The following is a 24,576-nucleotide window of genomic DNA, read 5'->3' as shown; positions in this document are numbered from 1 at the left end:
GAGGCTCATGGTCAGCCGAGATAGGCGGCGATGACGGCGGGGTCGCGCCGGATGCTGCCGGGCGTGCCCTCCGCGATGGCGCGGCCCTCGTCCAGGCAGAGAATGCGGTCGGCCAGCGGCAGCAGGAACGGCATGTTGTGCTCTACGATCATGATGGCGATGCCATCGTCGGCAGCGGCGCGGAGCCGGCGCGCGAGGCTGGCCTGTTCGTCCTCGGTCAGGCCGGCCGCCGGTTCGTCCAACAGCATCGCGAGCGGCTGGCGGGCAAGGGCGCGGGCAAGTTCGACCGCGCGCCGGGGACCGGGAGGCAGGGCGCCGCACCGGGTGTGGACCAGATCGGCGATGCCGGCCTGGACGATGAAGTGCATCGCGTGGGAACGGGCCGTTGCGATGTCGCTGTCGATGGCGATGCGGGCCGCCGTGACGGCTTCCAGTACGGTGCTGTCGGACGGCAGGGCCGCCGTCTGGAAGCTGCGGGCGATGCCGGCCAGCGCCCTGCGGTGCGGCGGCTCGCCGGTGATGTCGGCGTCCGATACGTACAGCTTGCCGGCATCGGCCTTTTCCAGGCCGGTGATCAGGTTGATCAGCGTCGTCTTGCCGGACCCGTTCGGGCCGATGACGCCGAGGATGCGGCCCCGGTCCAGGCGGAGGCTTACATCGGAAACGGCCTGTACGCCGCCGAACCTCTTGCCGAAGCCGTCGACGTACAGCACGGGGGCGGAGGAGGCCGGGAGGCTTGGCTTGGAGGTCGGCCGCGCCGGCGGAGCCGACGCCGCCGGCGCGGCCGGGGGGCGCTCGGGGATCAGCCGAGCACGCAGGCGCTCCAGCGATCCGACGATGCCCCAGGGCGCCGCGACGATCGTCGCCAGCAAGGCGGCACCGTAGAGGATGAGATAGCCGTTCTCCAGTCCCCGGAACCACTCCGGCAGATGGATCAGCAGGACGGCGCCCACGACGGCCCCGGCGATGCGGCCCTGGCCGCCGATGACGGCGACGGTCAGGATCGTGACCATGACGGGGAATTCCAGCACTTCGGGCGAGACGACGCGCTGGGTGTGGGCGGTCAGCGCGCCGGCGGCTCCGCCATAGGCGGCGCTGACGGCGAAGGCTTCCAGCCTCAGCCGGTCGATATCGATGCCCAGGGTGCGGGCGGCGACGGGGGTTTCCCGCATGATGGGAAAGGCGGCGCCGCGCCGGCCATGGCCGAGGAGCCACGCGAGCAGCGCGCCCAGTGCCACCAGCGTCCAGACGAAGAGCGCCAGCGGCAGCCCGCGTCCGACCCGCCAGCCGAACAGGTCGATGCCGGGGACGCCGGCGATGCCGTTGGCGCCGCCGGTCAGGCTTTGCCATTCCACGGCGGCGAGCAGGACGACCTGCCCGATCCCCAGCGTCGCCAGCGCGAAGTAGTGGCTTTCCAGCCGGAGGACGGGGACGGCGATCAGCAGCGCCAGCAGGGTCGGGGCCAGTATCGACAGCGGGAAGGTCACCGCGAAGCCGAAGCCCGAGGTGGAGCCGAGGATGCCGGTGACATAGGCGCCGATCCCGAAGAAGGTGCCCTGGGCCAGGGACAGCGCGCCGGCTTGTCCGAAGATCGCCTGGTAGCCGATGACGGCGATGGCGTAGACGCCGGCGACGGTCAGGACGCGCAGGCCGTAGGGGCCGGCGCCGAACAGCGCATAGGCTGCCAGGGCCAAGGCCGCCAGGATCAGCAGCGGGTTCAGGCCGCGGGTCAGGGCTTCAGGCACGGCGGCGCGACGCCTCTCCGAACAGGCCCTGGGGACGGACGGCCAGGATCGCCAGCAGCGCCAGATAGAGCGCCGCCGTCGCGGCGGTATAGGAGAGGGTATAGGAGACGACGACCTCGAACGCGGCGATCAGGAGGGCGCCGATCACGGCGCCGGGGAGGGAACCCCAGCCGCCTATGGTGACGGCGATATAGGCCTTCAGGATCAGGCCGCTGCCGGCTGACGGCGTCACGAAGAACTGGTTGGACAGCAGCAGCCCGGCGGCGCCCGCCAGGGCGGCGCCCAATGCGAAGGTGAGCGCGATCATGGAGGTGACCGGGATGCCGCAGGCCCGCGCCATGCCGGGGTCCTGCGCCGTCGCCCGCAGGCGGCGGCCGAGCTGGGTATGGGTGAACAGCCAGTACTGCCCTGCGATCAGAAGGGCCGCTGTCGCGATGACGGCGATCGACTGTGTCGGGACCTGGAGGCCGGCGATCGTGAAGGCGCCGCCGCCGAACAGCGGCGCCGCCGCCTTCGGTTCCGGCCCGAACAGGACGGTGGCGCCGTTCTGGAGGATGATGCCGACGGCGATGGTGCTGATGAAGACGCCGACCGGCGGGCGGTTGCGAAGCGGCAGGTAGGCGGTCGCGGAAACGGCGATGCCGAGTAGCGCCATCAGGGCCATCACCAGCGGCAGCAGGACGAACCCGGGGGCGTCGGGGATGAAGCCTGCCAACGCCACGGCCAGGAACCCGCCCGCCATGACGAGGTCGCCCTGCGCGAAGTTGACGGCTCCGGTGGCGTTGAGCACCAGCACGAATCCCAGCGCCACCAGCGCGTAGGCGGCGCCCAGCGCTATGCCGTTGACCATCAGCTGCGCCAGGATCATTGGCCGGCGACGGCCTCGTACCGCTTGGCGACGGCGGGGATGCGGCTGGCGCCGTCGTAGCAGACGATGGTGGCCGAACGAGCCATGTTGCCCTTTCCGTCGGACCGGTAGGTCATGGCGAGGCCCTTGTAGGTCGTTTGCGAGAGCACGTCGCGGATGTCCTCGGGCGTGGCAGCCCCCTTGGCCGCCGCGTCCAGCACCATCGCGATGCCGTCATACTGGCCGAGCGCGAAGGCGTCGGGATCGGTGTTGAAGCTGGAGCGATAGTCGGCGGTGAACTTCTCGATCTCCGGTGAGCCGCCGGAGACCGGGGAGGCCGAGGTTTCGGCGCAGACGCCCTTCAGCTCGGCCGGTTCCAGCAAGGCTGCTGTGGAGGGCTGGTGCATCGCCGAGCCGGCGACGATCGGGATGCCGGCGGCGGACGCCGCGGCCTGCCGGACGAACAGGGCGGTCGGGCCGGAATGCAGGTGGAGGACGAGGACGTCGGGGCTGGCCGCCATCGCCTTGGTCAGCACCGGCAGCATGTCGCGAATGCCGGGATCGACGCCTTCTTCGAAAACCGGATCGACCCCCAGCTTGGCAAAGGCGTCGCGCAGGTGCGCCTGTCCGCTCTGGCCGTAGGCGGTGGTCTGGTAGATGACCGCCGGACGCCGCCTGCCCAGTTCCTCCACCACGTAGCGGGCATGGGCCGTCTTGGTGACCTCGTCGCCGGGGAAGAAGCGGAAGACCCAGGGATTGCCGCGTTCGGTGATCGAGGCGGTGCCGGATACCGTCACCAGCGGGATGCCGTATTCTTCGGCAAGGGGCAGCATGGCGAGCATCTGGGTGCCCAGCATGCTGGCGGCCACGGCCAGCGGCTTGCCCCGGCCGGATGCCCGCTCCAGCGCCGTCACGGCGCCTTCCGGCGAGGTGCCGGTGTCGATCACCTCGGAACGGACCCGGAGCCGGTCGGCGGCGTGGCGGATCGCCAGGACGGCGCCGTTCCGCTGGCTGGTGCCTTCGAGCGCCAGGAAGCCCGTGACGGGAACCAGCACGGGGATATCGACCTCGGCTGAGGCCGGTGCGGCATGGGCGACGGCTGCCGCCAGGGCTGCGGTCAGGAGGGTCTTTTTCCACGGCGGCATGCGGGGCGGCATATGGCGGTTCCTCGTCCTCGACGCTTGCTGTTCCAGCGAGGGGCAGGGGACCGGTGAACTGTCTGGAGGATCACGCGGGCTCCCTTCGCTGGCACGATCCAGATCAGGTTCTATGGGTATGATCTCAGCCGGAGCGGACATCGGTCCGCTCCGGCACCCCAGCCTTGACCAGCAGACAGTGGCAGGCGGCCTCCCCGCCTGTCAAGGGGGCGAAGACCGTCCGCAAAACCGGCAATCAGGCCATAGTTGTATTACTATTGACCTAGATCATTGTCAGTGCAATCGGCACACCTGATGGTCGCTTCCCGCAACTGGGAGGACGTTTACATGACGGGCAGCGACACGGCTGGAATAAAGGGCCAACCGCATGGAGTGTCGCTCGAGCTGGACCTTTGGCGGATCGATGCTGCAACGCAACGTTCGCTGTTCCAACTTGGTCCGCACGTGAACGCCGACCTCGACAATATTTTGAATGATTTCTATTCGTTTCTTAGAGGATTTCCAGAAACCGCGGAGCTTATCGCTGCGGAGGGCATGGTTTCCCGGCTGATCTGCGCCCAGCAGGACCACTGGCACAAGCTTTTCGCCGACGGCATCGATGCCGCCTATGTCGAACGGGTCCAGCGGATCGGAGCCGCGCATCACCGCGTCGGGCTGAAGCCGCGATTCTACCTCTCGGCCTATTCCTTCATCATGGAGCGGCTGGTGCGCTCGGTGATCGAGCGCAACCGCTGGAGCCGGCAGGCCGCCGCCGATCAGGCCGCGACGCTGATCCGCACGCTCCTGATGGAGGCGGAACTGGCTTTGTCCGTCTATACCGACACCACGACGGAGCAGCAGGTCACCGACGAGTTGCTGGACCTGGCCGACACCTTCGAGCAGGAACTGGACGACGCGGTCCAGCTGGTCCGCCGCAAGGCGCAGGCGATGGAATCGGCATCCGACGAGGTGCTGGGTGCAGCGCAGCGGGTCAGCGAGGACGGCGACCATGTCGCCGCGGCGTCGCACGAGGCGGATGCCAACGCACAGACCATAGCGGCGGCGGCGCAGGAGCTTTCCGCGTCCATCGCGGAAATCTCGTCCCAGGTGGACCGGTCGACCGGAGCGGCACAGGATGCGACGTCCCGGTCGCAGGCGGCGCGTGGCATCGCCGCCAACCTGAACGACGTGTCGGACCGGATCGGCTCAATCGCGACGCTGATCGAGAAGATTGCCAAGGAGACGCGCCTGCTGGCGCTCAACGCCAGCATCGAGGCGGCGCGGGCGGGCGAAGCCGGCAAGGGCTTTTCCGTCGTCGCCAACGAGGTCAAGCAGCTTGCCGACCAGACCAACAACGCGACAGGCAATATCCGTAACGAGATCCATTCGATGCAGCAGGCGATCGGAGAAACGGTTTCGGCCATCTCCGACGTAGCCGGGCGGGTGGAGATGGTCAACGAGACGATCGGCGCGATCGCGGCGGCGGTGGTCGAGCAGGACGCCGTCACCCGCGACATCGCCCAGTCGGTCAGCCAGACGGCCGACAGCGTCCGCCTGGTGCATGAACCGATCGGCAGCGTCGCGACGCAGGCGGGCGTGACGACGAAGGTGTCGACCCAGCTTCGCCACAATACCTCCGAACTGGTCGGGCAGGTGGTCAACATCGAGAAGCGGGTGATCGCGAGCCTGCGCAACTCCCGCTTCGCCGAACGGCGGCGGGCGGCGCGGGTCGCCGTCGACCTGCGGGTGGAGTGTACCGTCGGCGGGGTCCGGCAGCCGGCGGTGGTCGAGAACATATCGAGCGGCGGCGCCCAGATCCGCCTGGACGGCGGGACGGCTCCGGCGGGGACGCCGCTGACGCTGGCGATCCCCGATATCGGCACGATCCAGGCGGAAGTCGCCAATGCGGAAGGGGAGGTCATCCACGCCCATTTCCTCGACCTGGCGGCCGATGTCACGGCGGTCCTGGCCCGTGCGCTGGACCGCTGGCACAGCGGCGACGACGCGCTGATCGCGACGGTCCAGGCGGCGGCCCGGCAGATCTCGGGATTGCTGGACGATACCATCGACAGCGGCGGCATCAGCGCCGACGAAGTCTTCTCGACCGCCTACCAGCCGATCGCCGGGTCCGATCCCCAGCAATACCTGACGGGCTATACGGAGCTGTTCGACCGGCTGCTGCCGCCGATCCAGGAGGCGGTGCTCCAGAAGGAGCAGAGGATCGATTTCTGCGCCACGGTGGACCGCAACGGCTACCTGCCCACGCACAACCTGAAATACTCGCTGCCGCAGCGGCCGGGCGAGATCGCCTGGAACGTCGCCAACTGCCGCAACCGGCGTATCTTCGACGACTTCACCGGCATCGCCGCCGCCCGCAGCCGGGCACCGGCGCTGGTCCAGACCTACCGGCGCGACATGGGCGGCGGGAAGTTCCTGCTGATGAAGGACGTCAGCGCCCCGGTGCTCGTCCATGGACGCCACTGGGGAGCGTTGCGGCTAGGCTGCCGGCCGACCTGAAACGGCGTGCGGCGGTTTACTCCGCCGCACCCATGTGGGCCAGCAGCGCATTGAGCTTGCGGTTGATGACTTGATTGTTTTCATCAATGATCGAGAACCTGACATCCATCGTCGTTTTGATGTCGATGATGTCACCCTGCATTTTTTCCTGCTGCTCCGCCAGGGTATCCATGCGGCCTTCCAGGCGGGTCTGGCGCTCGCCGAGTTGTCCCATCTGGCCTTCCAAGCGGGTCTGACGCTCGCCAAGTTGTCCCATCTGGCCTTCCAGGCGGGTCTGGCGCTCGCCGAGCTGGTCCATCCGGCCCTCCAGGCGGGTCTGGCGCTCGCCGAGTTGTCCCATCTGGCCTTCCAGGCGGGTCTGGCGCTCGCCGAGTTGTCCCATCTGGCCTTCCAGGCGGGTCTGGCGCTCGCCGAGCTGGTCCATCCGGCCCTCCAGGCGGGTCTGGCGCTCGCCGAGTTGTCCCATCTGGCCTTCCAGGCGGGTCTGGCGCTCGCCGAGTTGTCCCATCTGGCCTTCCAGGCGGGTCTGGCGCTCGCCGAGCTGGTCCATCCGGCCCTCCAGGCGGGTCTGGCGCTCGCCGAGCTGGTCCATCCGGCCCTCCAGGCGGGTCTGACGCTCGCCGAGTTGTCCCATCTGGCCTTCGAGCCGGTCCTGACGTTCGCCGAGCTGGTCCATCCGGCCCTCCAGACGCACCTGCCCTTCGGCAAGCCGTTCCTGACCCGAGGACAGGCGGGCATCCATCATGTCGATCTTTTGGGCGATAACGGCCATGGTGCTGACTACAACTTCAGCGCGCAGTTGGGCAACCAAGATTTATTCTCCGTCCGGGCATACCATGGCGTATCACAATCGCTTGTCCCGTACAACGGGAACAGTTTCGGGATGCGCAACCATCGTGCCGCAGGGTGGATTTACAGATCGCGAAATTCCAGCCTGAGAAAGATCGTCCGGAACATCGGACTCGTAACGATGGCGACTTCAATCGGGGCACGTCGTACTTACATTTCAGCCCGATATGCACACACCTGCTGGAGCCGATCCGATGTCCGACGACTGGCGCTTCGAAACCGTGACCGGGTCTTCCGGCGAGCGGCGCGACTTCCGGATCACGCTGGGCCTGCGCGAGGGCTGGAAGCGGACCGGCAGGATCTACGATATCGAGGAAGCGGTCCGCGCCGCCCACGACTGGATGAAGCGGCGGGCCGACGCCGGCCAGCCCTTCCTGTCCGGCATGTTCACCCGTGGCGAGGTGGTCTACGCGTGGCCGGGCGGGGAGGGCGCCGCCGGCAGCGACCGCGAACCGGTCGCGATCTTTACCGGCGAAGTCCTGCCGCTCTACAGCGCAGAGCTTGACGATACCGCCATCTGCGCGCTGCTGAACGAGCTGGCCTGCGAGATGGGCCGGCTGCTTGGCCAGGAAGACCTGCACCTTGCCTATAAGGACCGCGCCTGGGTGCTGAGGCGGGTCCGCTCCTGACCCGCCCCTGACACTTCCTCCTGACGCTCGTCACGCGACGGCCGCCATCTCCGGCCGGGCACGCGCGCAGAGCTTTTCCACGACGGCACGGATCAGCGTCATCCCGGTATCGCCGTCCAGCGACAGGATCGATTCCGGGTGGAACTGGACGGCGGCCAGCGGCAGCGTACGGTGTTCCAGCGCCATCACGACGCCGTCCTCGCTCTCGGCCGTGACCTCCAACTCTTCGGGCAGGCTTGTCCGTTCCGCGAACAGCGAGTGATAGCGGCCGACGGTGAAACTCCGGGGCAGCCCGCCGAACAACTCGCCGCCGAGCACCCGCACGACGGAGGCCTTGCCGTGCATCGGGTGGTCCAGCACGCCCAGGGCGCCGCCGAAATGCTCGGCAATCCCCTGCAAGCCCAGGCAGACGCCGAACACCGGTACCTCCAGCGCCACTGCCAGACCGAGCGTCGCCGAGACGTCGAAGTCCGCCGGCCGCCCCGGACCCGGCGACAGCACCAGCAGGTCGGGCCGCATCTCCGCTAGTGCCGCGCGGGCAGCTTCCGCCCTCAGCGTCGTCACCTCGGCGCCGGTCTGCCGGAAGTAGTTGCCGAGCGTATGGACGAAGCTGTCCTCGTGGTCGACCAGCAGGATCCGGTGCCCCATGCCGGGCCTTGCCGTGGGCTGAATCTCCGGTCCGCCGTTGCCGTTCACCTGCCGGATCACGCCGAACAGCGCCGATCCCTTCAGCCGGCATTCGGCGTCCTCGGCGACGGGGTCGCTATCGTAGAGCAGCGTGGCGCCGACCCTGACCTCCGCGACGCCATCCTTCAGCCGGATCGTGCGGAGCGTCAGCCCCGTGTTCATGCCGCCGTCGAAGGTCATGCAGCCGATGGCGCCGCCGTACCACCGGCGGGCCGACTTCTCGTGGTCCTCGACGAACTGCATCGCCCTTCGCTTGGGCGCTCCGGTCACCGTCACCGCCCAGGTATGGCTGAGGAATCCGTCCAGCGCGTCGAACCCGTCGCGCAGCGTCCCTTCGACATGATCGACGGTGTGGATCAGCCGGGAATACAGCTCGACCTGCCGTCGGCCGATCACCCGGACCGAGCCGGGTTCGCAGATCCGCGACTTGTCGTTGCGGTCGACGTCGGTACACATGGTCAATTCCGCCGAGTCCTTGGCCGAGTTCAGCAGCGTCAGGATCTGGGCGGCGTCCGAGATCGCATCGGCGCCGCGCGCGATGGTGCCGGAGATCGGGCAGGTCTCGATCCGCCGGCCCTCCACCCGGACATACATTTCCGGCGACGCCGCGATCAGGAACTCGCCGTCGCCAAGGTTGATCAATGCGCCGTAGGGGGAAGGGTTGGCGCGGCGCAGGCGGCGGAACAGGGTTGACGGGCCGCTAACGGATTTCTCGGCGAATACCTGGCTCAGGACGACCTCGAACAGGTCGCCGCGCTTGAAGGCGTCGCGCGCCCGTTCGACCGAGGCGGCGTAGTCGCCGGTTGCGTGATCGTTGGCGGGATCGGCCGCGGCATCGAGGCTGTAGGGGGCGGGGGCCGTGGATCGCGCCAGACCGTGCGTCCGCTCGCCCGCCGCCGTGAATTCGTAATGGTGGATCGTCGCGGTTGCGCGCAGATGGTCGACGACCAGCACCTCGTCCGGCAGATACAGCACGAGGTCGCGCTGGTCGCCGCCACGCTCCAGCCTCCGGCGGATCGCCTCGAATTGGAAGGCCAGATCGTAGCCGAAAGCGCCGTAGAGCCCCAGCGTATGGTCGTCCGGCGCGCTGAACAGATCGGAGATTGCCCGCAGCACCGAGAAGACGGAAGGCTGCCGGCTGCGGTCTTCCTCCGCGAAGGTGCCCGGCGCCACGGGCTCGACCCGGCAGTCGATCCGCCCCGGCGCGGTATCGAACCGTTCCAGCGCATCGAGATCGGCGAGGTTTTCGGCGATGGCGCGGACCAGCACCCGGCCGCGCAGGTTGAGCGCCTCGATCCTGACGTCGCGGTCGCGCGCCGTCAGCATGACCGGCGGATCGACGAAGCCCAGGTCCCAGCGGGTATAGCGGCCGGGATATTCGAAGCTGGAGGACAGCAGCACGCCGCGCCGCCGCTCCAGCGCATCGACCAGCGGCTCAACGGCGCCCTCATAGGGCTGCCGGATCAGGCGGCGCTCGACCCTGATGCCGCCGCGCGTCCGGTAATCCAGTGTTTCCTTGTCGTTGAAGCTCATAACAGGGTCCCCGATCAAGTGTCTGGCTTTATTGGCTGGCTTTGACTGCCGCCACGGACCCCCGGTGTACCCAGCTTCGTCAGATCCCAATCCCCGACAAAAACAAAGGCCGCCCGGAACCCGTGACGGCCTCGATGTCGATCACTGCGATCGCATGCGTGAGGTTTGGCCGCCCGATTACACGGGCCACCACCAACGCTGCGCTGCTGTGAGAACGATGTTGCTCATGAACCGGACAATCTCACGCGGCGGGGAAGAAGGTCAAGCGAGTTCACTTCGCCTGCTTGAACAGGATGATCGAGATGCGGCGGTTGCGCGGGTCCTTGGGGTTTTCCGGGAACAGGGGATCCACTTCGGCCCGGCCGCTGACATCGGCCAGACGGTTCGGGGACAGACCCATCGCGGTCAACGCCTTCAGTGTGACGCTGGCGCGCTGGCTGGACAGGTCCCAGTTGCCCTGGGGGTTGTTGGCGAACGGAGTGGCGTCGGTGTGGCCCCGGATCGCGATCTTGTTGTTCAGCGGACCGATGGCCTGGACGACCTTGGTCAGGAGCTTCCGCATGTCGTCGTTCATCTGCGTGCTGCCGGACGCGAACATGCTCTTGCCCTCGTTGTCGACGATCTGGACGCGCATGCCTTCCGGCGTCTGATCGACCAGCAGGTTGTTCTTGAGGCCCTGAAGGTCGGGAGAGGCTTCCAGCGCCTGTTTCAGCGCATCGGCCGCCTTGTCGAACTGGCGCTTCTCGCGCTGCTCCGGGGTCAGGGACGGCGGGGCGCCGGGCTTGGGCGGCGCTCCGGCGGCCTGCTGGCCGGGGTCCTTGCCCTGGCCGCTGTCCTCGCCCTCGGCGCCTTCGCCGGCGCCGCTGCTGTCACCGTCGTTTTCGGAGGGCTTGGTAAGGGTATTGGGCGCCGAGTCCTGCGACGTGAAGGCGGCGTTGGGCGACGACAGGCTGCCGGGGACCGAGATCGTGACGCCGCCCAGCAGCCCGCCGGAGCCGCTGTTGGAGCTGGAAACCGCCGGGCTGGGAGAGAAGTAGTCGGCGAGGCTCTTGCGCTGGTCCTCCGTGGTCGAGCCGAGCAGCCACAGCAGCAGGAAGAACGCCATCATCGCGGTCACGAAGTCGGCATAGGCCACCTTCCAGGCGCCGCCATGATGGCCGCCGCCGGCCACGATGATGCGCTTGATGATGATGGGCCGCTCGGACTTTGCCATTGCTCACCTGACTGAAGGAATTGGCTGACGAAATGTTAAGACTTCCGCTTCAAGATGCGCTCGACTTATGCAGGTTTTTCCGCATTTCCGCGCATTTCCAAGCGTGTCAAGGCAGACAACCTGACTTAAGAACGTAAACATTTCTTTATCGGCAAGTCGGACGGTCATGCTTGCAATCGGTGGACTCGTTTTCCTCTTCATCTGCGTCTTCGGCGTTTACGCGGCAACTGGCGGTAATATGGAGATCGTGCTGCATGCCTTGCCGCACGAGATGGCGACCATCGGCGGCGCCGCCGTCGGCACCTTCCTGATTTCCAACAGCGCGCACGGCATCAAGCATGCGCTGAAGGACATGCCGAAGGTGATCAAGGGCGCCAAGTTCAAAAAAGCCGACTACATGGACATCCTGACGTTGATGTTCCAGTTGCTGAAACTCGCCAAGAACAAGGGCACGGTCGCGATCGAGCCCCATATCGAAAAGCCGAGCGAGAGTCCGATCTTCCAGGCTTATCCCAAGATCACGCACGACCATTTCGCGCAGGACCTGATCTGCGACTACCTGCGCATGGTGTCGATGAGCCAGGACGACCCGCATCAGGTCGAAGACATCATGGAACGCGAGATCAAGGCCTTCCATGGCGAAGGCCTGCACGTGTCTCACGCTTTCCAGGGCATGGCCGACGCTCTGCCGGCTCTCGGCATCGTCGCGGCGGTGCTGGGTGTGGTGAAGACCATGGGCTCGCTGAACGAACCGCCGCCCGTGCTCGGCAAGATGATCGGCGGCGCGCTGGTCGGCACCTTCCTGGGCGTGCTGCTGGCCTACGGCATCTTCGGCCCGATCGCCACGCGCTTGCAAGGCATCTACGATGACGAGATCAAGTTCTACCACGTGATCCGCGTGATCATCACGGCCCACTTGCACGGGCAGGCGCCGCAGATCAGCGTGGAGACCGGCCGCAAGGCGATCTCCCACGAATACATGCCAAGCTTCGCGGAAGTCGAAGAGAAGCTGAACGCGCTGCCGCCGGTGTAGCTGACGAATTCACGGCCAGCAAAAAGGCGGCGGGCGATTTGCCCGCCGCCTTTTCTGTTCCGGCCGCCGATGACTTCAGCCTGAAGTCTTGGTGACCATGGGCGACGGAGAAGCCTGACCGGGCGCCTGCCCCGGAAGCTGGCGGAACAGCGAGGTCCCGACCAGCAGGTCGACCGCGCGCTGGAGCTGGTAGTCCTCGGCGCTGCCGGGTGCCGCATCGGACTTCGTCGTCACCGGGGCGGGAGCGCCGGGAGCACCGGGAGCGGCGCCGGCGGGAGGCTTCGCGACCGTATCGTTGCTCAGGGCGCCGCGTAGGTCGGCTTCCTTGCGGGTCGGGGCCTGCGCCACCTTTTCCAGCTTGGCCTGCTCGACCGTGATGTCGGGAGTGACGCCCAGCGCCTGGATCGAGCGGCCCGATGGCGTGTAGTAGCGGGCCGTCGTGATCTTCATGGCCTTCTGCTCGGTCAGCGGCATGATTGTCTGGACGGAGCCCTTGCCGAAGGTCTGGGTGCCCAGCAGCACCGCGCGGTGCTGGTCCTGGAGGGCGCCGGCGACGATCTCCGATGCGGAAGCCGAACCGCCGTTGACCAGGACGACGATCGGCAGGCCCTTGGTCAGGTCGCCGTTGGTCGCGTCGAAGCGCTGGGTCTCGACGCCGTCGCGGGCACGGGTCGAAACGATGTTGCCCTTGTCGAGGAAGCTGTCGGCGACCGACACCGCCTGATCGAGCAACCCGCCAGGGTTGTTGCGGAGATCGACGACGTAGCCGATCAGCTTGCTGCCGATCTCGTTCTGGAGCGTCTGTACCGCCTTTTCCAGGCCCGGCTGGGTCTGGCGGCTGAAGCCGGTGATGCGGATGTAGCCGACATTGCCTTCCGCCCGCTGCTTGACCGGCTGGCTCTTGATCACTTCGCGGGTCAGGCTGACTTCGAACGGAGCCGCCTCGGTGACGCCGCGCCGGACCATGACCTTGATCGGCTGGCCGACCGGGCCGCGCATCTTGTCCACCGCCTGCTTGAGCGATAGGCCCATGACCGGCTCGCCGTCAATCTGGGTGATCAGGTCGCCGCTCTGGAAGCCGGCGCGGGCGGCGGGGGTGTCGTCGATCGGGGAGATGACCTTGACGAGCCCGTTCTCCAGCGTGACTTCGATGCCCAACCCGCCGAACTCGCCCCGGGTCTGGACCTGCATCTCGGCGAAATCCTCGGTGTCGAGGAAGCTGGAATGCGGATCGAGCGAGGTCAGCATGCCGTTGATGGCCGCCTTTACCAGCTGCTCGTCGGTCACCTTCTCGACATACTGCCCGCGCACCCGCTCGAACACTTCGCTGAACAGGTTGAGCGCCCGCTCATCCATCGCCGACTGCTGCGCCGCGGCGGTATTGGGTGCCTTGGACGAGGAATTGGCCGCAGCCTGGACAGGGGCTCCCGAGGCCGGCGGCTGGGCCAGCGCCGGCAGGGGCGCCAGAAGCGCCAGCGATACGGCCAAGAGTGCTGGGGTGCTGGTAGCGGATTTCCGGTCGTTCATGCGAGCGAGATCCTCTGGCGGGCATGTGCCCAAAGGAGAGTTGAGCAAGTTTAGACGGATGGTCCGACGAATACGATACACCATTCGGGCGGCAGGATAAGAGAGCCTGAATATGGTTAATGTAAGGTTATGAAAAATACCGCCTGATCGATAGCGCCTTGCCTTTTGCGTCACACATCCGGGTTGGCAGCGCGGGGCCGCTGTGAAAGACTTGGGCCCATGCTATCGCACCGCACCATACGCTGAACGAGTGCGGCGGATAATCGAGAGTGACAGGAAGGTCTGACGATGACGAGACGTTGGTTTGGCGCTTTCACGGCGGCGATGCTGGGCGCCGTGTTCTGTACCGCTGGCGCGGCCGGTTCCGCCTTTGCCGCGGACCTGCCCAAGGTGACGCTGGCGATGAGCGGCTGGACCGGGTTCGCGCCGATCACGCTGGCGCAGAAGGCCGGTATCTTCGAGCGGAACGGCATCGAGGTCGAGATCAAGAAAATGCCGACGTCCAACCGGCATCAGGCGATGGCGTCCGGCGACGTCCAGGCGATCACGACGACGGTCGATACCCATATCCTCTACGCGTCGAGCGGCGTGCCGGTAACGCAGGTGCTGGTGCTCGACACCTCGGCGGGCGGTGACGGCATCGCGGCGAAGGACGGCATCGGGTCGGTCAAGGCGCTGAAGGGCAAGTCGGTCGCGGTGCAGTTCGGCGGCGTGCCCCAGTTCTGGCTGGCCTATCTGCTGAAGCAGGAAGGCATGAAGCTGGACGACCTCAAGCTGACCAACCTGGAGCCGAAGGACGCGGCCAACGCCTTCGTCGCCGGTCAGTTCGACGCGGCGGTGACCTATGAGCCCTACCTGTCCACCGTGCGGACCAACAACGCCGGCAAGATCATCACGACCTCGGCGGATACCCCCGGCGTGATCGTCGATACGCTGGCGTTCCAGCCCGACTACATCGCGAAGAACCCTGCCGTCGTCCAGGCGATGGTCAAGTCGTGGTTCGAGGCGCTGGACATGATCAAGGCGCAGCCGGAAGCCGCCTACAAGGTCATGGGCGCCGACGTGAACCAGACGCCGGAGCAGTTCAAGGAGTCGGCCAAGTTCGTGAGTTGGTACGACCGCGACATGAACAAGGAGTACCTGGGCGAGACGCTGCCGAAGTTCCTCAAGGAAGCCAACGACATCATGGTGGAAGCCAGGCTGGTACGCCGGCCGGCGGATGTCTCGACCATGGTCGATGCGTCTTTCGTCAAGTAAGCGGGTATTTTGGTTCTTATGGCTGACTTGTTCGTGCCGCTGAAGCCGGTTTCCCCTGGGCGCAGGATCGCCCTGGGGATACTGGGGTTCGTCGTGGTGGTGGCGGTCTGGTGGGCAGTGACGGCGAGCGGTCTGGTGAAGCCGCTGTTCCTGGCGGGACCCTGGGCGACGTTGCAGGCCGGCTACGCGCTGTTCTTCGAGTTCGGGTTCCTCAACGACGTCTTGGTCACGGTCGGGCGGGTGCTGGGCGGCTTCCTGATCGCCTCCGCCGTGGCGGTGCCGCTGGGTATCGTCATGGGGGCGTTCAAGCCGGTCGAGGCGCTGCTGGAGCCGCTGATCTCCTTCGCCCGCTACCTGCCGGCCTCGGCCTTCATCCCGCTGCTGATCCTGTGGGCCGGAGTGGGCGAGACGCAGAAGCTCTCGGTGATCTTCATCGGCGCCGTCTTCCAGATCTGCCTGATGGTCGCGGTGATCGTCGGCGGCGTCCGGATGGAGCTGATCGAGGCGGCCTATACTCTGGGAGCCAAGAGCCGGGGCGTGGTGCTGCGGGTCATGCTGCCGGCTGCCGCACCCCAGATCTTCGAGACGCTGCGGCTGGTGCTGGGCTGGGCCTGGACCTATGTGATCGTCGCGGAGCTGATCGGGGCCAGCGCCGGGATCGGCTTCATGATCATCGACGCGCAGAGATTTCTGGATACCGGGCAGATGATCTTCGGGATCTTCGTGATCGGGGTGATCGGGCTGGTCTCCGACTTCCTGTTCAAGCAGTTGAACCAGCGGCTATTTTCGTGGGCGGCATCGTGAGCAGTTTGGCTATCGAGGGAGTGGGGCGGGTGTTCCCGCCGGCCCATCGGGGAGGGGCCGCGACGGTGGCGCTCCAGCCGACCGATCTGGCCGTGGCGCATAACGACTTCATCACGATCCTGGGGCCGTCCGGCTGCGGCAAGAGCACCTTGCTGCGGATCGTGGCCGGCCTCGATACGCCGACTTCGGGACGGGTGCTGATGGACGGACAGCCGGTCGGCGGGCCGGGGCCGGATCGGGGCATGGTCTTCCAGTCGTACAGCCTGTTCCCCTGGATGACGGTGCGGGAAAACATCTGCTTCGGGCTGCGCGAGAAGGGGATGCCGAAGGCGGAGCAGGCGGAGATTTCCGGCTATTTCCTGGAGAAAGTGGGCTTGCGGCAGTTCGCCGACCACTACCCGAAGACGCTGTCGGGCGGTATGAAGCAGCGAACCGCTCTTGCGCGGGCGCTCGCCAACGATCCCAAGGTGCTGCTGCTGGACGAGCCGTTCGGCGCGCTGGACAACCAGACGCGGGCGCTGATGCAGGAATTGCTGCTGGGCATCTGGGAAGCCGACCGCAAGACCGTGCTGTTCGTCACGCACGACATCGACGAGGCGATCTTCCTGGCCAACCGCGTCGTCGTGATGACGGCCCGGCCGGGCCGGATCAAGTGCGACGTGGCGGTAGACCTGCCGCATCCGCGGACTTACACGGTCAAGACGACGCCGGAGTTCGCCGAGTACAAGGCGCGGTTGACGGAGGAGATCCGGGTGGAGACGATACGGGCGGATTCGATGGCGGCGGAGTGAGCTTGGCGGATGGCGTTATGATCTGCCAAGCGCTTCTTCGAGCAGCGGTTGGGGGCCTGGGGCGAACGGGTTGATGATGGTAACGCCACCCAACGTCCGTCCCGCCTGTCCGTCTTCCGACAGCAGCAGGCGGCAGCCGTGACGCTTCGCGGTCGCCCAGATCATTGCATCCCAGAACGACCATCCGTGATGGGTGACCGCGTCCATGGCGTCCGTCAAACACAAGTCATCGGCGGCTACGACAGGAAGCACATCGCGCCATTGCTGGACCAGACCGGCGGCACGAGCGGGCTCGATCCGCAGCTTCGCGCTGGTGAGAGTCCGGAACAACTCGGCGAGGGACTGGAGCGTCAGCACGCAGTCCCGGCCGCGTGCACGTTGGACCAAATCTACGGCCTGACGATGCCGTTCTCCCGCATCCTTATCGACCGCATAGACAAGGATATTGGTGTCGAGCGTGAATCGCATGGAACGGTCAGCGGTCGTACAAGGAGTCACGGTCGAACTTTGCTCCACCGAGATGCACACCTTCCTCAAGCGTCGTCAGCAAGCGATTCCATGCCGCTGCTCGCGCTTCATCGGCAGGGGGGCGTCCATAAGGAACGAGCTGCGCTACGGGGGCGCCGCGCCGGGTAATAATGACAGTTTCCCCCTCGACGGCATGGCCGAGAATTGTGGAAAACTGCCGATTTGCATCGGCTGCGGAAACTGTGCGGGGCATCCTGCTCACCTCTTGTAGTGATGGCACTACTGTGGCTCTTGGTTGGATATAAATCAAGTCAAAGTAGTGCTATCACTACTTTTTTGAAACGAGTGCCGGCGGAGTGGCATTTGCCCAGTTCGCAGCACTCGGCTTATGGTAATTCAGCTTGGGTTAAAATGGAGCAATCCGGAGTGCTTAGCGTGCGATCCACCATCCGGACTTTTCCGATAATCACCGCCACACTGCTGGCCATCTCTGGTAGCGCGTACGCTCAACTCGTCGGGCATGGCGGTATGGTCAAGGGGGTTGCGGTCTCGGCCGATGGGGCGCGGGTTGCCAGTGCGGGGTTCGACTACTCGGTCATGCTTTGGGATTTCAAGGCGGTGGCGGCAGTGGCTGCCCTGCATGGGCATGAGGCGGCGGTCAATGCTGTCGCGTTCACGCCGGACGGCTTGCGCGTCGTCAGCGGTGGCGATGACGGGAAAGTGCTGCTGTGGCGGCTGGGGCAGGGGGCGCCGGAGCGGGTGATGACCGGGCATCGCGGGCGGGTCGCCGGGGTGGCCGTGGCTTCGGATGGGAGGATGGTGGCTTCGGCGGCCTGGGACCGGACGGTCCGGTTGTGGGACTTGGAGACTGGCGAGCAGGTCGCGGAACTGACGGGGCACGCCGGCAATGTCAACGCGGTGGCGTTTACGCCGGACGGCGGCCAAGTGGTCAGTTCGGGGGAGGACGGGACCGTCCGGGTCTGGGACCGGAAGGACGGGCGGGAGGTCGCGGTCCTGGGCGGCGGCGGGCTGCCGGTCAATGCGCTGGCGCTGGCTCCTGATGGCAGGCACGTTGTCACGGGCGGGATCGACGGGCGGGTACGGGTCTGGGACTTGGAAGCGGGGGCAGAGGTTTCGCCGGCGCTGGAGGGCAGCGATCCGGCGCCGGTGCTCGGCGTCGCGGTGTCACCGGATGGAAATACCGTCGCCTCGGCGGGGGTGAATGGGGCGGTGACGCTGTGGGCGCTGGAGAGCGGACGTGTGCTTCACACGCTGGCGGGACATCGCGGACCGGTCTGGGGGCTGGCGTTCACGCCCGATAGCAAGCGGCTGCTGACGGCAGGGGGAGACGGCGCTATCCGGATCTGGGATACGGCGACCGGGGCCGAGGTCCGCACCGCAGAGGCGGCGCAGGTTGCCAATGCTTCCGACATGACGAAGGGAGAGCGCGGGGCGGAGCTGTTCCGGCGTTGCGGGGCCTGCCATACGGTCACGCCGGACGGCGGCAACAAGGCGGGGCCGACGCTTTACGGGCTATTCGGGCGGAAGATCGGGACCGTGCCGGGGTATCCGTACTCGGCGGCGCTCAGGGATGGCGACATCGTCTGGACGGCGGAGACGGTCGGCGAGCTGTTCCGGCTGGGGCCTGACGTCGTCACGCCGGGGACCAAGATGCCGGTCCAGACCATCGGCAACGATGCCGAGCGGGAAGAACTGATCCGCTGGCTCCAAAAAGTAACCGCGCCCCACTGAGTGGGACGCGGCACTTGAACGAACGTCGGGTAACCCGAGCTTAGCTGGCTTCGGCCTGCTTCGAGGCGCGCTTGCGCTCGTTGGGATCGAGGTGCTTCTTGCGGAGCCGGATCGACTTCGGTGTCACTTCCAGCAGCTCGTCGTCGGCGATGTAGGACATCGCCTTTTCCAGCGTCATCACGATCGGGTTGGTCAGGCGCACCGCTTCATCCTTGCCGGCGGCGCGGATGTTGGTGAGCTGCTTGCCCTTGAGGACGTTGACTTCCAGGTCGTTGCCGCGGGTGTGCTCACCGATGATCATGCCCTGATAGACCGGCACGCCGGGATCGATCATCATCGGGCCACGGTCTTCCAGGTTCCACAGCGCGTAGGCAACCGCCATGCCGTCGCCGTTGGAGATCAGGACGCCGGTGTGACGCGAGGCGATGGCGCCCTTGTACGGGGCGTAGCCGTGGAACAGGCGGTTCATCAGGCCGGTGCCGCGCGTATCGGTCATGAACTCGCTCTGGTAGCCGATCAGGCCACGCGACGGCACATGGAACACCAGGCGCGACTTGCCGGCACCCGACGGCTTCATCTCGATCAGGTCGCCCTTACGCTCGGAGACCTTCTGGACGACGCTGCCCGAGAACTCCTCGTCGACGTCGATAACGACTTCCTCGATCGGCTCCAGGCGCTGGCCGGTGACCGGGTCGTTCTGATACAGGACGCGCGGACGGGAGATCGACAGCTCGAACCCTTCGCGGCGCATCGTCTCGATCAGGATGCCGAGCTGAAGTTCGCCACGGCCGGCGACTTCGAACGCATCGGCGCCATCGGTCTCGGAGACCTTGAGGGCGACGTTGCCTTCGACTTCGCGGAACAGCCGGTCGCGGATCATGCGGCTGGTGACCTTGTCGCCTTCGCGGCCGGCCAGCGGGCTGTCGTTGACCGAGAAGGTCATCGCCAGCGTCGGCGGATCGATCGGCTGGGCCGGCAGGGCGGTATCGACGGCGGGGTCGCAGATGGTATCGGCGACGGTTGTTTTGGTCAGGCCCGCGATGGCGACGATGTCACCGGCCTGCGCCTCGTCGACGCCGACCCGCTCCAGGCCGCGGAAGGCCAGCAGCTTGGAAATGCGGCCCGTCTCGATCACCTTGCCGTCACGCGACAGCGACTTGATCTGCATGTTGGCGCGGGCGGTGCCGGTCTCGATCCGGCCGGTCAGGATGCGGCCCAGATAAGGGTTGGCTTCCAGCGTCGTCACCAGCATCGTGAAGTTCGCGTCGTCCTTGTTGGCGGCGACCTTCGGCGGCGGTACATGGCGGCGGACCAGCTCGAACAGCGGCTTCATGTCGACGCGTTCGGCTTCCAGGCTCTCCGCCGCCCAGCCGTTGCGGCCGGAAGCGAACAGGGTCGGGAAGTCGAGCTGCTCGTCGGTCGCTTCCAGCGACGCGAACAGGTCGAACACCTCGTCATGGACTTCGTGGGCGCGGGCGTCGGGACGATCGACCTTGTTGATCACGACGATGGGACGCAGACCGAGCTTGAGCGCCTTGCCGACCACGAACTTGGTCTGGGGCAGGGGGCCTTCGGCCGCATCGACCAGCACTACGACGCCGTCGACCATGCTCAGGATACGCTCGACCTCGCCGCCGAAATCGGCGTGGCCGGGGGTGTCCACGATGTTGATGCGGGTGCCGTCCCAAAGAACCGACGTGCACTTGGCGAGGATGGTGATGCCGCGCTCACGTTCCAGGTCGTTGCTGTCCATCGCCCGTTCGGCGACCTGCTGGTTTTCGCGAAAGGAACCGGACTGGCGAAGCAGCACGTCGACCAGTGTGGTCTTGCCATGGTCGACGTGTGCGATGATAGCGATATTCCGCAGATCCATACCGAACTTCTCTGATGTCCCGGGTTGAGCCGCGGCGTACCGCGGGCAAACAAAAACGCCCGGATAAACACGTTGATGATGAATCCACGATTCATCTCAGTGCCCGGGTCATGTTGCGGCGCAGTATACAGTTTGCGCCTCAAACTACAAGTGGAACCGGTGCGACAGGAACGCCCGGCGGGTATTCCCGTCAAGCATTGCCATTGCGTTCCGATCCGCTTAGCCCAAGTGGGGAGCAGGTTTCGGGTTTTCAAGTGAATGATGGCCGAAAGCCAGGGAACGGGGGTTGCCAGGGGGAACCTCGTCCGTCACCACTACGTTTGCCACGCACTGCCCGAACGGAGAAGACCCCTGACTTCCTGCCACCGCACCAGTTCATCCCGCCCGATCCGCTCGCGCGCCCATACCCGGGCCGGTTTCCGGGGGCGTCTTCGTCTTTCCTGCGGCGTGGCGGGGCTGGCGGCGCTGCTCGCCGTCGGTGGCATGGCCGCCTTGCCGGTTTCGGCGCAGCAGACGCCGTACGAGGTCACCCTGACGGGCGTGGAGGACACCTCGCTCCGCGACCTGCTCCAGGGGACGGCCACGCTGTTCCGCCTGAACGAGCAGCCGCCGCCAAGCCCGATCGGGCTGCGCCGGCGGGCCGATGCCGACCGGGAACGCCTGCTGACGGCGCTTCGCTCGGTCGGGTTCTACGACGGCAAGGTCGAGATCGTGGTCGATACCACGGTCGAGCCGGCCAAGGTCAACGTCGCGGTGGAGACCGGGCCGGCTTATACCTTCGACCGGATCACGGTGGCGGGGGCCGGCGGCGTGGCACTGGAGGGCGCCCCGATCACGGCGGCCGACCTTGGCATCCTGGTGGGGGAAACGGCATTGGCGGCCAAGGTGGTCGATGCCGAGAGCAGAGCCACCAACCGGCTTTCCGAACGGGGCTTCGCCTTCGCCCACATCGCCGAGCGCAAGGCCGTGGTGGATCACGAGACCCGGACAATGGACGTCACCTATATCATCGATCCGGGACCGCTGACCCGGTACGGCGACGTCTCGGTCCAGGGACTGGATCAGGTGACCGAGCAACTGGTGCGCAACCGCGTCCCCTGGAAGCCGGGGGAGGAGTATCGCCCGGAAGCGATCGAGGAGGCCCGGTCGTCGATCTCCGGCCTGGGCACCTTCTCGTCGGTGCGGGTCGGGCTGGACCGGGAACCGGGACCGGACGGCGTGACGCCGGTGACCATCACGGTCGCGGAAAGGCCGCGCCGGGCGATCGGCGCCGGGTTCAGCTATTCGACCGAAGACGGGTTCGGCACCAATGTCTACTGGCTGCACCGCAACCTGTTCGGCGGCGCCGAGCAGCTCAGGGTATCGGCCACCCTGGCGCGGATCGGCGAGAACGATCCGACGGATATCGAAGCAAGACTGAATACCAATTTCCGCAAGCCGGATTTCCTGACGCTCAACCAGTCGCTGATCCTGGATGCGACCCTGCTGCGCGAGCGGCCGGACGCCTATGACCGCGACGCCATCGTGCTGTCCGCCCTGCTGGAGCGGAAGCTGACCGATGGCTTGACGGTATCGGGCGGCGTGTCGCTGGAACAGTCCAGCGTCACCGACAACCTGGGCGGCACGATCGACAGCACGCTGTTCGGCGTTCCCCTGCATGTCAGCTACGACGGCACCAACGACCTGCTGAACCCGACCAGGGGGTTCCGCACCGACCTGCTGGTGACGCCCTATAAGCAGATCGGCGGCGAGGGGTCGATCTTCTCCATCGCCCGGCTGACCAACAGCGCCTATTACGATTTTGCCGGCGACGGGCGTTTCGTGGCGGCGGGGCGGTTCTCGCTGGGCAGCGTCTTCGGGTCGAGCACGGCGGCCATTCCGGCGGACAAGCGCTTCTATGCCGGCGGCGGCGGATCGATCCGGGGTTATGGGTACCAGGACGTCGGGCCGCTGGACTCGGAAGGCGAGCCGACCGGCGGACGCAGCCTGATCGAGGTCGGGGCGGAGATGCGGGTCAAGGTGACCGACACCATCGGCATCGTGCCCTTCATCGACGGCGGCAACGTCTATGATTCACCGACGCTCGACTTTTCGGAAGAGCTGCGCTGGGGCGCCGGTATCGGCGCACGGTATTACACGGCGTTCGGACCGCTGCGGGTCGACGTTGCGGTGCCGCTGAACAAGCGGCCGACCGACTCGAGCTGGCAGCTCTATATCAGCATCGGACAAGCGTTCTAGCCGTTCCTGACGGAGGTGTTGGGCCAGCAAGTCGGAACTTTCCGGTTCTGGTATCACTCCCCCGTCTGGAGCAGCGCGCCGCGCCGGCGGGCGACGTTGAAGAAGTGCAGGAAGACGCCGGCTGCGGCCGCCATGTAGGCGATGTTGAGGCCGGTCGCCCAGGCCAGGTGGTCCCAGCGGACGGCGTCCTCGAACATCAGCGCCCGCATGCCTTCGAAGACATGGGCGGAAGGCAGCGTCCAGGCCACCGCCTGGAGCCAGCCGGGCAGCACGGATACCGGGTAGTAGACGGCGCTGACGGGGGCGAGCAGGAAGACGGCGACCCAGGCGAGGCTTTCGGCGCCCAGGCCGTGCCGCAGGATCAGGGCAACGATCAGCAGGCCCAGCCACCAGCCCATGACGATCAGGTTGCCGAAGAAGGCCGCCAGCGGTAGCCCCATGTCGAAGATCGAATAGCCGAACACGGGGATTGCCAGCAGGGCCGCCGGGATCGTCCCCATCAGCGTCCGGATCAGGCTCATCGTCATCAGCGCCGTCACCCATTCGCCGGGCCGCAGCGGGCTGACGAACAGGTGGCCCAGGTTGCGCGACCACATCTCCTCCAGGAACGATACCGACACGCCGAGCTGGCCCCGGAACAGCACGTCCCACAGCAGCACCGCCGCGATCAGCACGCCGGCAGCCTGTGCGACCCAAGTGCTGTTGGTCGCCATGAACTGGCTGATGAAGCCCCACATGATCATCTGGACGGTCGGCCAGTACGCCAGTTCCAGGATTCGCGGCCAGGAGCCGCGCAGCAGATACCAGTAGCGCAGCACCATCGCCGCGATGCGGCGTACAGACGCACCCATCGTTCTCATTCCCAGTAAATCAGTCCGCCGCGTCGGCGACGCCGCCGGTCCGGCGTTCGCGCGCGATGTCCAGGAAGACATCCTCCATCGTGTCGCGGCCGTAACGTTCCAGCAACTCGGCCGGCGTGCCGCGATCGACGATGGAGCCCTTGCGCATCATCAGGACGAGGCTGCACAGCCGCTCGACCTCCAGCATGTTGTGGGACGCCAGCAGGATCGTGGCGCCGGTTTCCCGCCGGAAGGTCTCCAGGTATGTCCGGACCCAGTCCGCCGTATCGGGGTCGAGCGAGGCGGTCGGCTCGTCCAGCAGCAGCACGTCCGGCTTGTTGAGCAGCGCCTTGGCCAAGGCGACGCGGGTCTTCTGTCCGGCCGACAGCTTGCCGACGGGCTTCTTCAGGAACTGGGCGATGTCCAACGCCTCCGCGATCTCCGCGACGCGGCGCCGGACGCCCGCCAATCCGTAGAGATGGCCGTAGACGGTCAGGTTCTCCGCCACGGTCAGCCGGTGCGGCAGGTCGACATAGGGGGACGAGAAGTTCATCCGGGTCAGGACCCGGTGCCGGTGGCGCAGCATGTCGACGCCCAGGACCTCGATCGTGCCGGAAGTCGGCAGCAGCAAGCCCAGCAGCATGGAGATGGTCGTGGTCTTGCCGGCGCCGTTGCCGCCCAGCAGTCCGACCACCGTGCCCGCGGGCACGGCGAAGCTGATGGCGTCTACGGCGGTGGTGTCGTCGAACCGCTTGGTCAGGCCTTCGACTTTAATGACAGCTTGGGACATAAGCAGGCTATATGGCAGGTCCGCCCATCCCTGACCACCCCCGGGTCC

The 24,576-nt window shown here is 66.5% G+C and carries 20 protein-coding genes and 1 riboswitch; of the genes, 8 read left to right on the top strand and 12 right to left on the bottom strand.

Features of this window, described 5'->3' with window-relative positions:
• Nucleotides 1–11 precede the first annotated feature (11 nt).
• The 3 genes from N826_RS21905 to N826_RS21895 are packed head-to-tail and all read right to left on the bottom strand — an operon-like array spanning nucleotide 12 to nucleotide 3,749.
• Entirely contained in the window at nucleotides 12–1,745 is a 1,734-nt protein-coding gene (locus tag N826_RS21905) for a branched-chain amino acid ABC transporter ATP-binding protein/permease (RefSeq protein WP_044432310.1), read from the bottom strand.
• Nucleotides 1,738–2,613: a branched-chain amino acid ABC transporter permease gene (locus tag N826_RS21900; RefSeq protein WP_044432308.1), complete on the bottom strand. Its 876-nt coding sequence runs from the start codon at nucleotides 2,611–2,613 to the stop codon at nucleotides 1,738–1,740. Before N826_RS21900 ends, N826_RS21905 begins: the two co-directional genes overlap by 8 nt.
• Nucleotides 2,610–3,749, bottom strand: a complete 1,140-nt coding sequence (locus N826_RS21895) for an ABC transporter substrate-binding protein (protein ID WP_044432306.1) — start codon at nucleotides 3,747–3,749, stop codon at nucleotides 2,610–2,612. Before N826_RS21895 ends, N826_RS21900 begins: the two co-directional genes overlap by 4 nt.
• A 63-nt stretch (nucleotides 3,750–3,812) precedes the next feature.
• A riboswitch (TPP riboswitch) is annotated at nucleotides 3,813–3,920 on the bottom strand.
• Between the two features lie 156 nt (nucleotides 3,921–4,076).
• On the opposite strand from N826_RS21895, the gene N826_RS21890 reads away from it, so the two are divergent.
• Nucleotides 4,077–6,245 carry a methyl-accepting chemotaxis protein gene (locus tag N826_RS21890; protein ID WP_169789396.1) on the top strand — a complete coding sequence of 723 codons (2,169 nt, stop codon included), beginning with the start codon at nucleotides 4,077–4,079 and terminating at the stop codon, nucleotides 6,243–6,245.
• A gap of 16 nt (nucleotides 6,246–6,261) precedes the next feature.
• Here the strand turns inward: N826_RS21890 and N826_RS40375 are convergent, their stop codons facing one another.
• Nucleotides 6,262–7,056 carry a CT398-like coiled coil hairpin domain-containing protein gene (locus N826_RS40375; RefSeq protein WP_157599357.1) on the bottom strand — a complete coding sequence of 265 codons (795 nt, stop codon included), beginning with the start codon at nucleotides 7,054–7,056 and terminating at the stop codon, nucleotides 6,262–6,264.
• Nucleotides 7,057–7,288: 232 nt separating this feature from the next.
• Here N826_RS40375 and N826_RS21880 point away from each other — a divergent pair, with 232 nt between their 5' ends.
• Nucleotides 7,289–7,723, top strand: coding sequence for a hypothetical protein (locus N826_RS21880; protein WP_044432305.1), 435 nt, complete (start codon nucleotides 7,289–7,291; stop codon nucleotides 7,721–7,723).
• Between the two features lie 30 nt (nucleotides 7,724–7,753).
• On the opposite strand, the gene N826_RS21875 is transcribed toward N826_RS21880, so the two are convergent.
• The gene (locus N826_RS21875; RefSeq protein ID WP_044432304.1) at nucleotides 7,754–9,943 is read right to left on the bottom strand and encodes an anthranilate synthase; all 2,190 of its coding nucleotides are present in this window, start codon (nucleotides 9,941–9,943) and stop codon (nucleotides 7,754–7,756) included.
• A 271-nt stretch (nucleotides 9,944–10,214) separates the two neighbouring features.
• Nucleotides 10,215–11,156, bottom strand: a complete 942-nt coding sequence (locus N826_RS21870; RefSeq protein ID WP_044432302.1) for a flagellar motor protein MotB — start codon at nucleotides 11,154–11,156, stop codon at nucleotides 10,215–10,217.
• A gap of 166 nt (nucleotides 11,157–11,322) precedes the next feature.
• Between N826_RS21870 and motA the strand changes: the two genes are divergently transcribed.
• Nucleotides 11,323–12,189, top strand: coding sequence for a flagellar motor stator protein MotA (gene motA / locus N826_RS21865; RefSeq protein WP_044432301.1), 867 nt, complete (start codon nucleotides 11,323–11,325; stop codon nucleotides 12,187–12,189).
• A 75-nt stretch (nucleotides 12,190–12,264) separates the two neighbouring features.
• Here the strand turns inward: motA and N826_RS21860 are convergent, their stop codons facing one another.
• Nucleotides 12,265–13,716: a S41 family peptidase gene (locus N826_RS21860; RefSeq protein ID WP_052831764.1), complete on the bottom strand. Its 1,452-nt coding sequence runs from the start codon at nucleotides 13,714–13,716 to the stop codon at nucleotides 12,265–12,267.
• 288 nt (nucleotides 13,717–14,004) lie between these two features.
• Here N826_RS21860 and N826_RS21855 point away from each other — a divergent pair, with 288 nt between their 5' ends.
• The 3 genes from N826_RS21855 to N826_RS21845 are packed head-to-tail and all read left to right on the top strand — an operon-like array spanning nucleotide 14,005 to nucleotide 16,568.
• Nucleotides 14,005–14,973 carry an ABC transporter substrate-binding protein gene (locus N826_RS21855; protein ID WP_044432300.1) on the top strand — a complete coding sequence of 323 codons (969 nt, stop codon included), beginning with the start codon at nucleotides 14,005–14,007 and terminating at the stop codon, nucleotides 14,971–14,973.
• Between the two features lie 18 nt (nucleotides 14,974–14,991).
• On the top strand, nucleotides 14,992–15,777 hold the full coding sequence (locus N826_RS21850) for an ABC transporter permease (RefSeq protein ID WP_044432299.1): 786 nt from the start codon (nucleotides 14,992–14,994) through the stop codon (nucleotides 15,775–15,777).
• Entirely contained in the window at nucleotides 15,774–16,568 is a 795-nt protein-coding gene (locus tag N826_RS21845) for an ABC transporter ATP-binding protein (RefSeq protein ID WP_044432362.1), read from the top strand. Before N826_RS21850 ends, N826_RS21845 begins: the two co-directional genes overlap by 4 nt.
• 15 nt (nucleotides 16,569–16,583) lie before the next feature.
• Here N826_RS21845 and N826_RS21840 read toward each other — a convergent pair whose 3' ends face one another.
• A complete protein-coding gene (locus N826_RS21840) occupies nucleotides 16,584–17,036 on the bottom strand; it encodes a PIN domain-containing protein (protein WP_044432298.1) in 453 nt (150 codons plus the stop codon).
• Between the two features lie 7 nt (nucleotides 17,037–17,043).
• Nucleotides 17,044–17,289 (bottom strand): type II toxin-antitoxin system Phd/YefM family antitoxin, encoded by a 246-nt coding sequence (locus N826_RS41845; RefSeq protein WP_084721011.1) that lies wholly within the window; start codon nucleotides 17,287–17,289, stop codon nucleotides 17,044–17,046.
• A 20-nt stretch (nucleotides 17,290–17,309) separates the two neighbouring features.
• Between N826_RS41845 and N826_RS21835 the strand changes: the two genes are divergently transcribed.
• On the top strand, nucleotides 17,310–18,788 hold the full coding sequence (locus N826_RS21835) for a c-type cytochrome (protein ID WP_425600604.1): 1,479 nt from the start codon (nucleotides 17,310–17,312) through the stop codon (nucleotides 18,786–18,788).
• A gap of 40 nt (nucleotides 18,789–18,828) precedes the next feature.
• Here N826_RS21835 and typA read toward each other — a convergent pair whose 3' ends face one another.
• Nucleotides 18,829–20,661 carry a translational GTPase TypA gene (gene typA, locus N826_RS21830; protein WP_044432296.1) on the bottom strand — a complete coding sequence of 611 codons (1,833 nt, stop codon included), beginning with the start codon at nucleotides 20,659–20,661 and terminating at the stop codon, nucleotides 18,829–18,831.
• Nucleotides 20,662–20,919: 258 nt separating this feature from the next.
• Here typA and N826_RS21825 point away from each other — a divergent pair, with 258 nt between their 5' ends.
• On the top strand, nucleotides 20,920–22,899 hold the full coding sequence (locus tag N826_RS21825; RefSeq protein ID WP_244619517.1) for an autotransporter assembly complex protein TamA: 1,980 nt from the start codon (nucleotides 20,920–20,922) through the stop codon (nucleotides 22,897–22,899).
• A 53-nt stretch (nucleotides 22,900–22,952) separates the two neighbouring features.
• Here N826_RS21825 and N826_RS21820 read toward each other — a convergent pair whose 3' ends face one another.
• Nucleotides 22,953–23,750 carry an ABC transporter permease gene (locus N826_RS21820; protein WP_147040443.1) on the bottom strand — a complete coding sequence of 266 codons (798 nt, stop codon included), beginning with the start codon at nucleotides 23,748–23,750 and terminating at the stop codon, nucleotides 22,953–22,955.
• Between the two features lie 19 nt (nucleotides 23,751–23,769).
• Complete coding sequence (locus tag N826_RS21815) at nucleotides 23,770–24,528, bottom strand: ABC transporter ATP-binding protein (protein WP_044432293.1); 759 nt, start codon at nucleotides 24,526–24,528, stop codon at nucleotides 23,770–23,772.
• Nucleotides 24,529–24,576 lie beyond the last annotated feature (48 nt).

Origin of the sequence: Skermanella aerolata KACC 11604, from assembly GCF_000936425.1 — a bacterium.
Lineage (GTDB): Bacteria > Pseudomonadota > Alphaproteobacteria > Azospirillales > Azospirillaceae > Skermanella > Skermanella aerolata.
The sequence above is the reverse complement of the archived record's forward strand: the minus strand, read 5'-3'. Positions and strand labels throughout refer to the sequence as shown.

What these genes read in the sequence shown, in the direction of transcription:
- N826_RS21900 (WP_044432308.1), bottom strand. Translation starts at nt 2,613, where the DNA reads ATGATCCTGGCGCAGCTGATGGTCAACGGCATAGCGCTGGGCGCCGCC.
- N826_RS21895 (WP_044432306.1), bottom strand. Translation starts at nt 3,749, where the DNA reads ATGCCGCCCCGCATGCCGCCGTGGAAAAAGACCCTCCTGACCGCAGCC.
- N826_RS21890 (WP_169789396.1), top strand. Translation starts at nt 4,077, where the DNA reads ATGACGGGCAGCGACACGGCTGGAATAAAGGGCCAACCGCATGGAGTG.
- N826_RS21880 (WP_044432305.1), top strand. Translation starts at nt 7,289, where the DNA reads ATGTCCGACGACTGGCGCTTCGAAACCGTGACCGGGTCTTCCGGCGAG.
- N826_RS21875 (WP_044432304.1), bottom strand. Translation starts at nt 9,943, where the DNA reads ATGAGCTTCAACGACAAGGAAACACTGGATTACCGGACGCGCGGCGGC.
- N826_RS21870 (WP_044432302.1), bottom strand. Translation starts at nt 11,156, where the DNA reads ATGGCAAAGTCCGAGCGGCCCATCATCATCAAGCGCATCATCGTGGCC.
- motA (WP_044432301.1), top strand. Translation starts at nt 11,323, where the DNA reads ATGCTTGCAATCGGTGGACTCGTTTTCCTCTTCATCTGCGTCTTCGGC.
- N826_RS21860 (WP_052831764.1), bottom strand. Translation starts at nt 13,716, where the DNA reads ATGAACGACCGGAAATCCGCTACCAGCACCCCAGCACTCTTGGCCGTA.
- N826_RS21855 (WP_044432300.1), top strand. Translation starts at nt 14,005, where the DNA reads ATGACGAGACGTTGGTTTGGCGCTTTCACGGCGGCGATGCTGGGCGCC.
- N826_RS21850 (WP_044432299.1), top strand. Translation starts at nt 14,992, where the DNA reads ATGGCTGACTTGTTCGTGCCGCTGAAGCCGGTTTCCCCTGGGCGCAGG.
- N826_RS21840 (WP_044432298.1), bottom strand. Translation starts at nt 17,036, where the DNA reads ATGCGATTCACGCTCGACACCAATATCCTTGTCTATGCGGTCGATAAG.
- N826_RS41845 (WP_084721011.1), bottom strand. Translation starts at nt 17,289, where the DNA reads ATGCCCCGCACAGTTTCCGCAGCCGATGCAAATCGGCAGTTTTCCACA.
- N826_RS21835 (WP_425600604.1), top strand. Translation starts at nt 17,310, where the DNA reads ATGGCACTACTGTGGCTCTTGGTTGGATATAAATCAAGTCAAAGTAGT.
- typA (WP_044432296.1), bottom strand. Translation starts at nt 20,661, where the DNA reads ATGGATCTGCGGAATATCGCTATCATCGCACACGTCGACCATGGCAAG.
- N826_RS21825 (WP_244619517.1), top strand. Translation starts at nt 20,920, where the DNA reads ATGATGGCCGAAAGCCAGGGAACGGGGGTTGCCAGGGGGAACCTCGTC.
- N826_RS21820 (WP_147040443.1), bottom strand. Translation starts at nt 23,750, where the DNA reads ATGGGTGCGTCTGTACGCCGCATCGCGGCGATGGTGCTGCGCTACTGG.
- N826_RS21815 (WP_044432293.1), bottom strand. Translation starts at nt 24,528, where the DNA reads ATGTCCCAAGCTGTCATTAAAGTCGAAGGCCTGACCAAGCGGTTCGAC.